General features: G+C 32.8%; 13 protein-coding genes. All 13 read right to left on the minus strand.

Going from position 1 to position 14620, the window contains the following annotated elements; translation table 11 throughout:
• Window positions 1-302: 302 nt before the first annotated feature.
• The gene (locus C4S29_RS08535; RefSeq protein ID WP_103913736.1) at window positions 303-980 is read right to left on the minus strand and encodes a hypothetical protein; all 678 of its coding nucleotides are present in this window, start codon (window positions 978-980) and stop codon (window positions 303-305) included.
• The gene (gene rfbD, locus C4S29_RS08540; RefSeq protein WP_103913737.1) at window positions 980-1837 is read right to left on the minus strand and encodes a dTDP-4-dehydrorhamnose reductase; all 858 of its coding nucleotides are present in this window, start codon (window positions 1835-1837) and stop codon (window positions 980-982) included. Before rfbD ends, C4S29_RS08535 begins: the two co-directional genes overlap by 1 nt.
• A complete protein-coding gene (locus tag C4S29_RS08545) occupies window positions 1834-2316 on the minus strand; it encodes an acyl-CoA thioesterase (protein WP_103913738.1) in 483 nt (160 codons plus the stop codon). The genes rfbD and C4S29_RS08545 overlap by 4 nt, the downstream gene beginning before the upstream one ends.
• A gap of 75 nt (window positions 2317-2391) precedes the next feature.
• A complete protein-coding gene (locus C4S29_RS08550; protein ID WP_103913739.1) occupies window positions 2392-2889 on the minus strand; it encodes an OmpH family outer membrane protein in 498 nt (165 codons plus the stop codon).
• A 42-nt stretch (window positions 2890-2931) separates the two neighbouring features.
• The gene (locus C4S29_RS08555; RefSeq protein ID WP_103913936.1) at window positions 2932-3552 is read right to left on the minus strand and encodes an OmpH family outer membrane protein; all 621 of its coding nucleotides are present in this window, start codon (window positions 3550-3552) and stop codon (window positions 2932-2934) included.
• A 20-nt stretch (window positions 3553-3572) separates the two neighbouring features.
• Window positions 3573-6125, minus strand: coding sequence for an outer membrane protein assembly factor BamA (gene bamA, locus C4S29_RS08560; RefSeq protein ID WP_103913740.1), 2553 nt, complete (start codon window positions 6123-6125; stop codon window positions 3573-3575).
• A 21-nt stretch (window positions 6126-6146) separates the two neighbouring features.
• A complete protein-coding gene (locus C4S29_RS08565) occupies window positions 6147-6896 on the minus strand; it encodes an isoprenyl transferase (protein WP_103913741.1) in 750 nt (249 codons plus the stop codon).
• Window positions 6897-6900: 4 nt separating this feature from the next.
• Complete coding sequence (gene porG / locus C4S29_RS08570; protein WP_103913742.1) at window positions 6901-7791, minus strand: type IX secretion system protein PorG; 891 nt, start codon at window positions 7789-7791, stop codon at window positions 6901-6903.
• Between the two features lie 196 nt (window positions 7792-7987).
• Window positions 7988-10477, minus strand: a complete 2490-nt coding sequence (locus C4S29_RS08575) for an exopolysaccharide transport family protein (RefSeq protein ID WP_103913743.1) — start codon at window positions 10475-10477, stop codon at window positions 7988-7990.
• Between the two features lie 4 nt (window positions 10478-10481).
• Window positions 10482-11330, minus strand: coding sequence for a polysaccharide biosynthesis/export family protein (locus tag C4S29_RS08580; RefSeq protein ID WP_103913744.1), 849 nt, complete (start codon window positions 11328-11330; stop codon window positions 10482-10484).
• A 31-nt stretch (window positions 11331-11361) separates the two neighbouring features.
• A complete protein-coding gene (locus tag C4S29_RS08585; RefSeq protein WP_103913745.1) occupies window positions 11362-12477 on the minus strand; it encodes a glycosyltransferase family 4 protein in 1116 nt (371 codons plus the stop codon).
• Between the two features lie 4 nt (window positions 12478-12481).
• The gene (locus C4S29_RS08590) at window positions 12482-13609 is read right to left on the minus strand and encodes an EpsG family protein (RefSeq protein ID WP_103913746.1); all 1128 of its coding nucleotides are present in this window, start codon (window positions 13607-13609) and stop codon (window positions 12482-12484) included.
• Between the two features lie 16 nt (window positions 13610-13625).
• A complete protein-coding gene (locus C4S29_RS08595) occupies window positions 13626-14615 on the minus strand; it encodes a glycosyltransferase family 2 protein (protein ID WP_103913747.1) in 990 nt (329 codons plus the stop codon).
• Window positions 14616-14620: the final 5 nt, after the last annotated feature.

The following is a 14620-nucleotide window of genomic DNA, read 5'->3' on the forward strand; positions in this document are numbered from 1 at the left end:
AACTCACAATCTTTTTCTAAATAAATTTATTAAAAAATAAACCGCTATAACTCCTACGCTCCCTCTATTCTTTCGATTTGAGAGTGCAAAAGTAGAATCATTTTACCTTATCACCAAATTTATTACACCTTTATTTTACGAATTCTTCTTAATACTCTGAATTTCAATTCTAAAATTTTTTAGCAGAACTAAACATAAACTAAAAATCTCAAAGAAAGAACATTTACAAGATGCTATTTAATAAAAAAAGCACTTCAAAATAAAGTGCTTTTAATATAATCTTTGCATAAATAAAATTTCTTTCAATCTAATTTAGTGTAAATAGTTGTTAAAAAATCGCCATAAGATTTTTCTAGTTTTAAAATATCTCCAGATTTAAAATTAATTCCGGCTGTTCCGTATGGATTAGCTTTAACTTTAAAAGAAGATATTAAAAAGAATTGCTTGCCTTCATACTTATCGCTTCGCACATTTACTGACGAGCCTAGAAACTTTTTTGTAGAGATAAGGTAAGTTTCGCCAGGTTTTATCATTTTTAAAACATAAGAACGAGGTTGCAATTCAACATCATTTCCGTTAAACCTAATTTTTTGAGGCTTATTGGAGGATGAAACGATATAGATAAAGTTCGATTGTTTTGGAAAATCATCCTTTTTAACTTCGTATAAACTTAACAAATAGTGCGCAGGATCTAGTTTTTTTGAGACACCATCAATAGTTGCGAAGGGTTTATATGCAAAAGCATTGGCCCCGACAGATTTGGCCTCTTTATAAATTAAATCAAAAACTGTGGTATCATCAGCAGAAAACCCTTGAACATCAAGTTCTCCTAAATATTGTGATTTTACAGAATCTGGATTAATTTTATAAAAAAATTTATCGCTATTTGTACCCACCTTCTCTACTTTATTTAAAGTTACATTTTGGCAAAATGCAAAATTTATTAAAAAAAGTGCAAAAATATTTTTGATATATTTCATTATGATAAATAATTATTGATACATTCTTCCAAACTATTTTCCCAATGTTTTAATTCTATATCATAATCTTTTTCAATTTTATCTAAACACATTGTGCTTCGAGCAGGTCGCTTCGCGGGTGTAGGAAATTCGGACGTTGTAATTGGGTTTAATTTAATTTTACTTTTAGAGTATTCTGCAATTTTTTGTGCAAAATGAAACCAGGTTGTTTCTGGATAATTTGAAAAATGCAAAATGCCAGGTTCTATATTTTCTGATAAAATAATTTTCATTATTGCTTGCGCCAAATCGTTTGCATTTGTGGGCTGGCCAAATTGGTCGTTTACGATACCCAATATTTCTTTCTGTGCAAATAGAGTAAGCATAGTTTTCACAAAATTTTTACTAAATTCTGAATAAAGCCAAGAAGTTCTAATGACCACGGTTTTGGGATTTTCTTCTAATGCGAGAATTTCGCCTTCTCTTTTAGACTTCCCATAAACGCCTTGTGGGTTTGTAAAATCTTCTTCGTCATACGGAAGATTGGTTTCTCCATCAAACACGTAATCTGTAGAAATTTGAACTAACACGGCACCAATTTCTGAACAAGCTTTTGCGAGATTTGAAACGCCTTCAGCATTAATTCTAAAAGCAAGTTCGCTTTCTTTTTCTGCCAAATCAACTGCGGTGTATGCGGCGGCATTCACACAAAAATCTGGTTTAAAATCACTAAAATAATCTTGAACTTGTGTTGCATTTGTAATATCTAGCGTGTTGGAATCTGTAAAAGCAAATTCAAACTGCGAAAAATCTTTACTAATTTTTTTTAAGCATTGACCAAGCTGGCCACTTCCGCCAGTAACTAATATCTTTTTCATTTCTGTTTATTCATTTTACGAAAATATTTTACACGACTTCCAAAATCTGCGTCTTCTATATCTACTTTAAATTTTAAAAATAATGCCTTAACGTCCTCTGGTTGTATTTCGGATTGGCGTGTTTTCATATTAAAATAGATTACTTGTACCCATAGAACGGCATGTATGGTTTGCTCGTCTTCACTTTTCATCAAAATTTCTATAGTAGAAGTTCGGTCTGATATGAAAACTGTTTTGCTGCTTATCACTACTTTTTGGTTGTAACGCACTTCTTTTAAATAAGCGATTTCATTTTGAATAGTAATCCACGTGCAGCCCGTTTTTTTCATCCAGGCTTCATAGGTGAAACCATAAAAATCTTCCACATGGTCTTCTCGGGCGTTGAACATATATTCTAAATATTTCACATTATTTAGATGTCCGATTGGGTCGCAATCGCTAAAACGGATTTTGACACTGGTTGAAATTTCTTTTTCCATTGATACAAAAGTACGATTCATTGAATAAAAAAACCACCTCAAAAAGAAGTGGTTTTATAAATTAAAATCTAAATATTAAAGACCTAATTCTTTTTTGACAAGTGCAGTTGCATCAGGACCAGCTTTGTAGATTAAACTTGGGCTGTTTGCATCAAAAATAAAATCCCAACCGTTTGCTTTTGCTACTTTATCTACCGCTGCATTAAATTTAGCTTCAATTGGGGCATAAGTGGCGTCTGTTTTATCTGCAACATCTTTTTGCACAGCTGCTGCTTTCGTTTGCAACTCCGATTGCATTTTCTGCAATTCTGCTTCCCTTTTTTTGTTTACTTCAGCGGTTTGCGTTGGCGCTTCTTCTTGATATTTTTGTGCAATTGCTTGATAAGGTTGTGCTTCCTTTTGCATTTCTGCTTGTTTCGCTTTGGAATAAGCATCTAATTGCTCATCTGCTTTTTTCTTTTCTGGCATTAAACTCAAAACACCTGCTACATCCATAGATGCTACTTTTTGAGCTTTCATCCCTACGCTAAAAAGCATCACTACGGCTGCAAATAATACACTTAATTTTTTCATAACTTACTATACTAATTTTAAAATTGTTTATTGATTGATTTTTTATCTGTTTTGTGAATCCATGCTTTTGGCTCGTGAAGAATTCATTTTTTTAATGCTTCCTATTTTTCCGTTTTTTTGGGGAGTGTTATTACTTCCATTTGTTTTTGGCTGATTTTTAAGTAGCAAATCTAAAACTTTATCTGTATAATCGTATCTTTTTTCTAAAAAAATTACACTAATGTTATTGCTTTTATCAAGAACTATACCTAAACTGTTTTTTTCTGCCATAGTTTTGATGGCATTCCAGATCTGATCTTGAAAAGGCTTGGTAAGGCTTGATCTATAGTTATTGATTTCGCCATTGGAGCCAAAGCGGCTATTGATTAAGGTTTTGATTTTTTTATCTAAATCGTCTATTTCCTTTTGTCTTTCTTTCAACTGATCTCCTACTAGAAGTACTTTTTCATTTTCAAACGCTGCTTTCTTTTTATCAAAATCACTTTGCATGGTTTGTATTTCACTTTGCCAAGTAGAAATCTGCGCATTCAGACGGCTTTCTGCCTCTTTATATTGGGGCATTTTTTCTAAAATATAGTTGGTGTCTACAACGCCAATTTTTTGAGCATTGGCAAAACCGCTAATCATTATAAAAAAGATGCCGAAAATTTTTAAATGCTTCATGATTAATTTAATTAAAAAAATTACAAACTTTGATTCAATAAGAAATGGGTTTTCCAACCTGCTGGATCGGTGTTGCCAATAGATTTATCAAAACCATACGCAAAATCAAATCCTATTAAGCCAAAAGCACCCATATAAACTCTGATGCCTACACCTGCAGATCTTTTTAATTGAAACGGATTATAGGTACCAAAACTATTCCACGCGTTTCCTGCTTCTAAGAAAGTTAAGGCATAAATTTTTGCAGTTTGATTCATTGAAATCGGATATCTTAGTTCTAAATTGAATCTATTATAAATTGTAGCGCCTCCGTATGGTGTGATATCATTCGTTTGGCCACCAGTTGAAGAGGCGTTTTCATAACCTCGTAATGGTATTAATTCTCGACCGTCAAAATTTCCACCTATTTGATTAACTCCACCTACATAAAATCTTTCAAAAGGCGGCGCGCCTAATTGTCTATTGTAACCATCTAAAAAGCCCATTTCTGCGGAACTTCTTAAAACTAATTTACCAATTAATGTGTTGTAAATATCTGCTTTTAATTTTACTTTATAAAATTCTAACAATCTGTATTTCTGACTTGGTGTTTCTGTAGAATAGTCTTTTTTATTAAATAGTGAATAGGGCGGCGTAAACTTCACAGATGCTTCTACATTGGAACCTTGCGTAGGGAATATTGGATCTACACCCGCAGAATTTCTACTTAAAGCAAGGTTGAAACTAAAGTTATTGGCCGAGCCAAATTCTTCTGTACTAGTACCAAACTGAAATGGATAATTACTAAAAGTATAATTTTGATACTGAATACCTGTGTAGAGCGAAAAATAATCGTCTGGCCAAGAGAGTAATCTATTCAAGCCAAGACTTGCAGAAAATATATTTAATTTTTGGTCTGAAACAATACCCGTTGTTGCATTTGCAACTGCACCATAATTCACCAAAGATTGATTGATACTGACAGAGAGTGCAGTTGGTTTAGTACCAAATAGCCAAGGTTCTGTGAAAGAGAATCCAAAATTTTTAAAATATTGCCCTGCCTGCGCGGTTAAAGATAAAGTTTGACCGTCTCCTTGTGGAATAGGTTTAAAATTTTTAAACTTTAAAAAATTCTTCAATGAGAAATTATTAAAAGTTAGACCAAGCGTTCCGATGAATGACCCACCGCCATAACCTGCTTGCAGCTGAACTTGGGAGGATCCTTTTTCCACCAAGGTCCAATGTAAATCAACCGTATTATCTTCTGGATGCGGCTGTATGTTTTGGCCAATCTGCTGAGGATCAAAGAAACTCATTGAAGCCAAATCAAAATACGTTCTCTTTATGTCTGATTTATTAAATAAATTGCCTGGTTTTGTACGAAGTGAACGCAAAATCACATGATCATGTGTGGTGGTATTCCCAGACCAAGTAACGCGATTCCAAGTGGCCTTTTCGCCTTCATTAATTCTAATTTCTAAATTTATAGAATCTCCTTTCACTGCTTTTTCTATTGGTGTAACGTTGGAGAAAAGAAAACCATTATTCATATATACCGATTTGATATCAGAATCATCTTCTTTACCGCCATCTAAGCCTACTTTTTTGTTAAAACCAACGGCGTCATAAATATCACCTTTTTTATAGCCCAACACTTTTTGAAGAAAATCTGTAGAAAAAGTAGTATTTCCTAAAAATGTGATGTCTCCGATGTAGTATTTTTTACCTTCATTTAGTTTCACATCTATCATATAATTATTCCGTTTGTTTCTGTAAACAGAATCCGAAATAATTTTTGCATCTCTAAAGCCAAGAGAATTGTAATAACTTATAAGATTTTCCTTATCATCTTCGTATTTACTGGCAATAAATTTTGATGGTTTTAGAATTCCGCTGATGCTTATTCTTCTTTGTTTGGTGTCTTTGAAAGCCTTTTTGCGCAATTTCCTATCAGAAACCACCTTATTTCCTTCAAATTCAATATGATCTATTTTTATTCTTTTGCCTCGGTCAACTTCAATCGTCCAATCTACTAAATTGGGGTCTTTTGCATTTACTTTATCTTCGATGGTTATATCTGCATCGGCATAACCTTTTTTAATATAATCTTTTGGGATATTTGTTTTAAGCGTTGATATTAGATTTTGAGTAATTTTTGTGCCTGGCTTGAGACCGTTGTCTTTGGCGAGTTTTTCACTTTTAGATTTACCAACGCCTTTACCAGTGAATTTTACTGTTCCTAATTCTTTTAAATCTTGAAGGTTAAATCTTAACACCACACTTTCGCCTTCTACGCTTTCTACATAGACTTCTACTTCTGAAAAATTGTCTGTTTCCCAAAGTTTTTTAATAGCATTACTAATTTTCATGCCGGGTATTTCTACGCTTTCGCCTTTGCTTAAGCCTGTAAACCGAAGAATTTGGTCTGCAGAGTATTTTTTCACACCATCTACAATGATGTTTTTTAGCACGTAGGTTCCGGCAGGTTTTTCAGTTTGTTCGGTAGTGTTTCCAGAGGTTTCTGGCGGCGTAACTTGGCCGTAGAAATTCGCCGAAACGACAAACATGATGATGGGTAAGAATTTAAACTTCATTATATATCCTAAATCTTTTATTTAATTAATGCGCAGTTGCTCGCTAGTTTTGCCGTATCTCCTTTCTTTTATCTGATAGTCTAATATGCATTGAAAAAAATGCTCTTTTGTGAAATCTGGCCAGAGAACGTCTAAGAACTGTAATTCTGCGTAGGCAATTTGCCACAGTAAAAAATTACTAATTCTCACTTCTCCGCTGGTTCGAATTAACAAATCTACTGGTGGGAAATTCTTGGTATAAAGATGATTTTCAAAGCACTTTTCTGTAATATCTTCAACTTCTAATTTACCATCTTTTACTTTTTGGCTGATTTCTTTTACGGCTTTCAACATTTCCTTTTGTGAGCCATAACTTAAGGCTAATATTAAATTACCTTTTTTATTGTCTTTGGTGATTTCTGCTAAACTATAAAGTTGATCTCTCACTAAATCTGGCAAAAGATCAACGTCACCAATGACGTGCATCCGAAGGCCTTTATTATGAATTTCTTCTGCTTCTAAAAGTAATGTTTCAGAAAGCAAATTCATGAGGGTATTGACTTCTTTGTCTGGCCTATTCCAGTTTTCAGAAGAAAAAGTATATAAAGTAAGGTATGGAATATTGATTTCGTTACAAGCATTTATAGCATTTCTAACTGCATCTATGGCATTTTTATGTCCAAATGTGCGTTCTTCGCCACGACTTTTTGCCCAGCGTCCGTTGCCGTCCATAATAATGGCAACATGCTGCGGAATATTTTCTAGGTTTATTTGGTCTTTTGCCAAGGTCATACTTTTACTGTTCACAATAACATGGTGGTCTTCCAAAAGAATAAGTAATGCCAATAGTGACACTATTTACCCAATCTTTAGAGTTAATATTTCCTACTTGTCTGCTTTTTATAAAATCTGCCTCTCTTTGCTGCGCTACTGTAAGATATGGATCCGTTTGCAATAGAGATTTTTTGCCTGTATCATCTAAAATATCTTTATTGTAAGATACCTTCACATCTTTGTTATCTATTACGCTATAATCTATTGAATCAGAGAAAGTTGGCCGAAACATAAATTCGCCAAAAAGCGCCCAGTTATAATTAAATTTATATTTTAAACCAACACCGAAAGGAATAGACATTGTTGCTTTCTGGCCTTGTGTGTAAGTTGTTTTAGTTAAGAAATCTGTGCTAGATGTGGGAGCGATTGCATTTCCTGAAGCATCTCTATTAAAATCATTTTCAATTTTTGCTTGTGCCACGTAAGTAATCATTCCGCCCAGTCCTCCGAAAATATAAGGACTTAGCAGGCTTTTCTGCTCATCATTAACAGGTAAAAAATTATATTCATACAGCACATCAAGTTCATAAATAGAATTTGTACCGTGTAGTTTTCGGTATCGCCTATAGTTTTCTTTTGCCACACGGTCATCAAACTGAATATGGCTGTAACCCAGGTTAAATCTTACAGTTTGGTATGGATTAAAATTCATTCTGTATAAGATACCGGCATACATTGGAATACCGTAAGTGGATAAACTTCCACCAATCGGCCTTTGCAAAATGTAAGAAGTGTTCCCAATATCGCCCACGAGATTACTAGCGCCTAACTGCACACCAATTTCATGGCGTTGCGCTTGGCAAAACGTAAGCATGAATATTGCTGAAAAAATGTATATAAATTTTAAATTCATTAAATAAAATGGAGTTTCTCTGCTCCTTTAAAATTAATTTTTGCAAATATAAAACAAATTTGTTTTAAGGGGCTTCTTAATGTTTCGTTAAAAAAGCCCAAATAAGCATAAAATATTGGTAATAAAACGCAGATTGGGATTAAATATTTTTAGAAAATTAAAAAGAAAGTGTTAAGTGTCTTTTAAAAATTAAAAACTAATTTTTATTAAAAATTCTCATGATTTTATTCCGTATTTTTATTAGGGTTGGTTCTGCATAATTTTTATCTTCTTCAAAATACCCGTAGCCATACCCGTAGCCATACCCGTAGCCATACCCATAACCATAGCCTTGCTGTACAGCGAAATCATTATAAACTAAGCCCAAATGTTTAATTTCTTGGTCTCTATATTTCTCCATTATCATCTTCAACATATATTTTTCTGTGTATTCATGGCGTACAACATATACAGTGGCATCCGCATGATTCATCAATTCAAAAGAATCCGCGACTAAACCTACTGGCGGGGAATCTATTATTATAAAATCATATATTTTTCTTAATTCTGAAATTAAATTGATATTTCGCTCGCTCATCAGTAGTTCTGAAGGATTTGGCGGTATTGGACCAGAAGTGGCAACATCTAAACCTTTAATTCTTGTGGAATTTATAATTTGATCCATTGTAACTTCGCCTGTAAGATAATTTGAAATACCATATTTATTATCTATTTTAAAATCTCCAAATATTTTAGGTTTACGCAAATCCATACCCAGAAGAATAGTTTTTTTACCACTTAAGCCAAGTACAGAAGCGAGATTTATAGAAATATAGGTTTTCCCTTCGCCTCCGACGGAGGATGTTACCAAAATTACTTTACTTTTATCTTCCTCATTAGTCAAAAATCTCAAATTAGCACGAATACCGCGATACGCTTCGGAAACAGAAGATTTCGGTTGTTCTAAAACGGTGAGATTATTATCGTGGCTATTTTTCCCGATTACACCCAAAAGTGGAATTTTCGTTACTTGAATAAGTTCTTTAATATTTCTAATTTTATTATCAAGCAATTCACTTAAAAGCAATATAAGCAAAGGTATGAGTAGCAACCCGCCTATAATTAAATACTTTGCACGTTGAATGTTTGGCGCGATTGGATATTGGCCTAAATTTTTTGCAGGATCGATTACTTTTATATCAGATTGATTATTACCTGCAAAGCGAATTTGAGTTTCATTTTGTTTGGAAAGAAGCGAATTGTACGTGGCCTCAATCATATTATAACCGCGCTCTACATCTAAATATTTTCGTTCTTTCTCTGGAAATGTGGTTAAATTATGATCGGCTGAAGCGATTTTTGAATTAATATCGCTAAGTTGATCTGCGAATATTCCATAATATTTCTGAAGGCTGCCTTGAGATTTTCCACGCGCATCACTTATTTGCCGATTTATTTCTAACATTGGTGCAGAATTTGGCTGATAAATCGTTGCTAGTTCTCGCCTTTTCTCATAAAGTGCTTTCATTTCTGAAACAGTTGCGGCAAACATACCATCATCAATTCCTGCTGCATTAAGGCTTATCAATTTGTCTAAATTTGCGGTCGCAACAGAATTTCTTATATTATTAAGAGAATTGATTTTAGTAATAAGTTCTGCCTTTTTTGCGTCGAGATCTTTTATTTCGGTGAGTAATTTTTCATCTCGGTTTGTGACATCATATAAGCCTTCATTAATTTTTAAATTATTTAATTTTTCGGCGCTAGAATCTAGTTTTTTTCTAATCTTCTTTAGATTCAAATCAATATAATCGGCAGTATTTCTATCTACTACATTTTTATCTTCTAATCGCTTTTGAATAAGTTCTGCGACTGATTTATTTAAAAAATTAACAGTTCCATTAAGATTATAACCTCTTTTGGTAATAATCATAATAGAGGCAATTTCACGATCAAAATCTACACTGATACTGTTAACTATCGCATTTACCGCATCATTTACAGTGGATAGCGAAATGATTATATTTTCTAATTTTATAGGTGTCTTTTCTGGGTTTTTCACCAGTTTAAAGCGCAAATTTGGACTTGTGTACCACTCGCCTACGGTTATGATTTTATTTCCTGGACGGGCAAAAGCGGGTACGCTTTGAAAGCCTTCTGCGGTGTAATTGTAGAGATAGGTAGATTGGCCTTCATTTGGAAGTTCCACTTCATATCTATCGCCACCTTTTGGTATCAAAGTAATAGCATAATTAACCTGCTGTAAATGGTTTTTATCTATTTCCATGAAAACAGGCGAATCATTTTTATCCAAATATGTTGCTTTAATGAGACCTTTTGTGGAATAGTTATAAAATAAACCCAACTGTTTCACCAAATATTCATTATGTGTTCTGGAAAGGAGCATTTTTTTTAAAAATACACCGTCCTGATTTCCTGTTTGCCCCCAAATAAAATTGATGGATTGGTTTGGTGTGAAATAACTTGCTGTATTGTTAGAAATACTCAAGGAAAGATTGGATGCGTAGATTCTTTGTGCGTAATATTTACTATAAATGTAAGAAATGCCATAGCCAATAATTCCCATCAAAACAAACCAATACCAATATTTGAGTAGTTTTCGAAGAAAATGCTCAATATCAAAAAAGGCGAATGTTCCTATTTTCTCTTTCGTGGGGCTGTCTGCCTTTATACTTTCTGGAATCATAGGCTTATAGTCTGGAGAGAATTAAATATATAGAAAGTGCTGTGGTAATTACACCAACGCCTGTAGTAATAGTCTGTATGGGGTCTTTACCGAATCCATTAAGATTTTTCGGTCTGGTGCTCAAATAAATTTCATCCCCATTTTGCACCCAATAATAGGGCGAGTTCATCGCATCTTGTCTGGTAAGATCAATGCGTGCTATCTTTATGCCTTCGGGTAATTTTCGGTGGATTTCTATGTTGGTTTTATCTACCGTTCTGTTTAGTCCGCCGTTATCTGCAAGTGCTTCTGTTAGTGTTAAAGTGTTCTTGTGCGCAATTTTTTCACCTGTGATGCCCACGGTTTCTGTATCGCCAATTATGGTATAAGTGATGCCACCAAGGCTTAATCTAACTTGAGATTTTCCATCTAAGAAATTTTCATTTACTTTTTGTTGTATTTCTTCTGAAACTTCTTTTATTGTTCTTCCTTCTGCTTTTATATAGCCGATACCAAAAATATTAATATCGCCATCTCTCTCTACTTTTAAACCATTAAAATAAATACTTGCATTTCCTGAACTTGATCCCACTCCTGCAGTTGAAACACCAGTAATATTAGGATTATTAGCAGAACTACTCGTGTTTAAAGAAGAATAAAATTGTGCAGCATCTCCTTTTGGCGTGGTCACAATATTCAACGTAAGAATGTCGTTTTGCGTGATTCTATATTCTGGTATATTGTATGGCACAAGTCCTTCTTCGTTAATCACCAAACTTTCACTAGGTTGAAAATATCGCACATCTTTAGATGTAACGCATGATGTAAGTAAAAATCCAGAAAATAAAATTAATATAAACTTAAGAAATTTCATAGTTGTGTATAAAGGTTGCAAAAATACAGATTTAATTGGTTTTTTTCAATTTATATTTAATTTCCGGAATTATAGCACCCACAAAACCAAAAAACATAATCAAAAATAGTAAAAGATTATTATTTAAATGTCTAAAAAAATAGGCAAATGCGACAATTAATAAATAATAAGCAATGATATAAAATGTAGATCTTCTGTGTGTATAACCCAAACGTAAGAGTTTATGGTGGATATGATTGGTATCTGCATCAAAAGGTGACTTACCCGTAAATATTCTTATTAAAATAACGTGCAAAGTATCAACTATAGGTAAAATTAATATCGCAACTGCAATTACAGGCGCACTTTCCAAATGGTAATGGGGAATATTTACTATTTTTCTATCTATAAAGATATTTATAAAACAAATTCCTGTAAATGCGAGCAAAAAACCTAAAACCATGGATCCTGTATCGCCCATAAATATTTTTTTATTTCTATAATTAGATAAATTATAATATAAAAAAGCAATAGCAGAGCCAACAATAATCGCAGATAATATCACCAAAGGATAGTTATAAGGTCCCAAACGAAAGTAACTGACACCAAAAAATATACTGCATACAACAGAGTACATACCTGCTAATCCATCAATTCCATCAATTAAATTAAAAGCATTAATTAAAATCACAAAAGTGACTACCGTAAAAACAACACTAAACCAATAGTTTAATTCATTAATACCAAAAACACCAAACAAACTCCCTATTCTCACATCTGAACCTATCACCATAAGCAGTGAAACGAGTACCTGGGCAATCAATTTTTTGTACGCCCGCATAATCATAATATCATCCATCACACCTATATAAAGCAAAATTATAAGTGATGCGAATAGAAATTTGTACTCATTAAAAAGTTTATTTGCGAAAATTGGTGCACAAACACAAAGTGAAAAAACAATAGCAATACCACCAAGATTAGATATTTTCCGCAGATGAGAACTTCTAGAGCCTGGTTCATCCATCAGATTCTTTCTCATAGATATTTTTATAATAGCAGGAATAGAGAAAAACGTAATTGCAAATGAACACAAAAATCCCAATAATAATTTAATCCAAAAAACTGGAAAATGCATTGTTGTCAAAAAAATTTCTAATTTTTCCATAATCCTAATTCCAAAGATAACTTTTATAACTATTCGGCGTAAAACGGCCACTTGCACCCTGATATTGCGTAAAAACAAAGTAATAAAAAATCACGAAAATCACCAATATTATATGCAAAAATTTTTTATAAGCAGTGTTTTGTATTATAGCCAAATTATTTGGAATTATAAATGCTGCAAACGCTAAATAAACAGCAGGCAATCTGGTAGAAAATATAGGGCTTCCTCTCATTATAAAAAATATACAAATCCCTATTAATCCTAAGTTGCGCATATATTCATAATATGGAATTCTTCTGCAAGATTCTTCATCAAACGTTAAAATGAAAAATAAATAAAGTAAACTTATTAAATCTAAAAATTTTATAGCTCCCGTTTGTTCTACTTGCACATTCACATAATCCGAATAACCTTGGTAAACCTCTTGCGGCGCTATTGCATTTAGAAATCCTAAATTATTATAAATCTCAAAAGGCGACAAAATCATACAAAACAAAACAATCGCAATTATTCTCGTCTTGTTGAGTTTCACTCTTACCAACCAATATGCAGGAAAAAAAACTGCTGCAGTTTTATGAAAACCTAATGCAAAATACATAATGATTATAAACATTAACAAATTTCTCTCTTTTATATATTTAAAAGAAAAAATACACAAACCCATTGCTAAACCTTGCCGCATTTGCCCACTATCTGAAAGAAAATACGCAGGTATTACATACAACATCAAGGCTGTTGCAGGAAAAACCACATTTTTCTCCATCGCATAATATTTCGGAACGATTGCTACGATGGAAACAAACAACGTAAAGATAAAAAATGGCAAACCAATAAGAAAAAATATATTGTTGAAAAACAAATAAAACCACTCAATCTCCAAATTATTATTTTGAAAAAGGGCCTTAGAAAATAGTTCCCCGAAATTAGTATTCAGCGGAAAAAAACTATACATCTGCTCATACACAGGATAATCTGCACCTACTCCTTTTCTAAAACCGGCTAGCAATATTAAGATTAAAACTACAATCCAAACACTTTTGTAGATTTTAAATTCATTAGCATAAACCTCCAAAAAGCTGTAAACAATTAGAATTATGATGGTAATCGTGTAAACAGGATGTAAAAATTGCATCAAAAGAGATTGTGTTTTATATAATTTTCCTTATCCAATTCTGCATTCCACAAAAACAGAATAAATAATATATCATTTTTTTTCGTGGCAAAGATAAGAGATAATTTTTACCAAACCTTTTATAACGCAAAATTTCACCAAGTTTAATGCGATTTTCTGTTTTAAATTCTAGATAATCTTTAAATAAAATTTCAGCAGTTTGCTCATTTTTTACAAAAGCATAATAAGCCAAAAAACTATAAACACCTTCAAATATAAAAAACCGTTTCAGTTCTAATTCCAAATCTGCAAAATCAGAATTTTTAAATGCTACCGCTACATTTTTTACGGCCTTAAAAATATCCAAACCTTTCTCTGTATGCGTTTTGCTAATAGAATTTTGCCTTTCAAAATACTGATAATGGTACTTTTGCGTGTGGGCGATCGTTTTACATTCTAGCAATATTTGCGGAATAAGTTCTATATCTTCAAAATGCATGTTTTTTTGAAATCGCTTCTCCAAGAACAAATCCTTTCGGAATAATTTGTTGCACGCGAAATAAGATAAATCAGCAAAAACAGAAAAATTTTTCCTTAAATCTACCACCTCAGGAAGATTCGGAATTTGCGTTAATTTTTGAACAATTTCACCTTTTTCATCTACTTTTTGCAAATTACAAATCACCATTTCAGCAGCATATTTTTCTGCTAAAGCATACATTTCATCAAACATTTCTTCCGAAATATAATCATCACTATCTACAAAACCGATGTAATCTCCCATCGCTTCATCAAGTCCGAAATTTCTGGCATCACTTAAGCCGCCGTTTTCTTTTCTAAACGCTTTTATTTTATCCGGAAACTTTTCTTGAAATTGATTAATAATATTTTGCGAATCATCTTGGCTTCCATCATTTACCACAATTATTTCTACATCATCTAAACTTTGCTTTACCAAAGAATTTAAGCATTTTTCCAAATGTTCTTCTACATTATAAACCGGAACGATGATGGAAACTTTTGGCATTTTAT

This window comes from Halpernia humi (assembly GCF_900108025.1).
GTDB classification, from domain to species: Bacteria; Bacteroidota; Bacteroidia; order Flavobacteriales; family Weeksellaceae; genus Halpernia; species Halpernia humi.

Coding starts and splice junctions, on each gene's coding strand:
- C4S29_RS08565 (WP_103913741.1), bottom strand. CDS start 6,896: ATGACCTTGGCAAAAGACCAAATAAACCTAGAAAATATTCCGCAGCAT.
- rfbD (WP_103913737.1), bottom strand. CDS start 1,837: ATGAAAAAGATATTAGTTACTGGCGGAAGTGGCCAGCTTGGTCAATGC.
- C4S29_RS08595 (WP_103913747.1), bottom strand. CDS start 14,615: ATGCCAAAAGTTTCCATCATCGTTCCGGTTTATAATGTAGAAGAACAT.
- porG (WP_103913742.1), bottom strand. CDS start 7,791: ATGAATTTAAAATTTATATACATTTTTTCAGCAATATTCATGCTTACG.
- bamA (WP_103913740.1), bottom strand. CDS start 6,125: ATGAAGTTTAAATTCTTACCCATCATCATGTTTGTCGTTTCGGCGAAT.
- C4S29_RS08580 (WP_103913744.1), bottom strand. CDS start 11,330: ATGAAATTTCTTAAGTTTATATTAATTTTATTTTCTGGATTTTTACTT.
- C4S29_RS08555 (WP_103913936.1), bottom strand. CDS start 3,552: ATGAAGCATTTAAAAATTTTCGGCATCTTTTTTATAATGATTAGCGGT.
- C4S29_RS08585 (WP_103913745.1), bottom strand. CDS start 12,477: ATGGAAAAATTAGAAATTTTTTTGACAACAATGCATTTTCCAGTTTTT.
- C4S29_RS08575 (WP_103913743.1), bottom strand. CDS start 10,477: ATGATTCCAGAAAGTATAAAGGCAGACAGCCCCACGAAAGAGAAAATA.
- C4S29_RS08550 (WP_103913739.1), bottom strand. CDS start 2,889: ATGAAAAAATTAAGTGTATTATTTGCAGCCGTAGTGATGCTTTTTAGC.
- C4S29_RS08535 (WP_103913736.1), bottom strand. CDS start 980: ATGAAATATATCAAAAATATTTTTGCACTTTTTTTAATAAATTTTGCA.
- C4S29_RS08590 (WP_103913746.1), bottom strand. CDS start 13,609: ATGCAATTTTTACATCCTGTTTACACGATTACCATCATAATTCTAATT.
- C4S29_RS08545 (WP_103913738.1), bottom strand. CDS start 2,316: ATGGAAAAAGAAATTTCAACCAGTGTCAAAATCCGTTTTAGCGATTGC.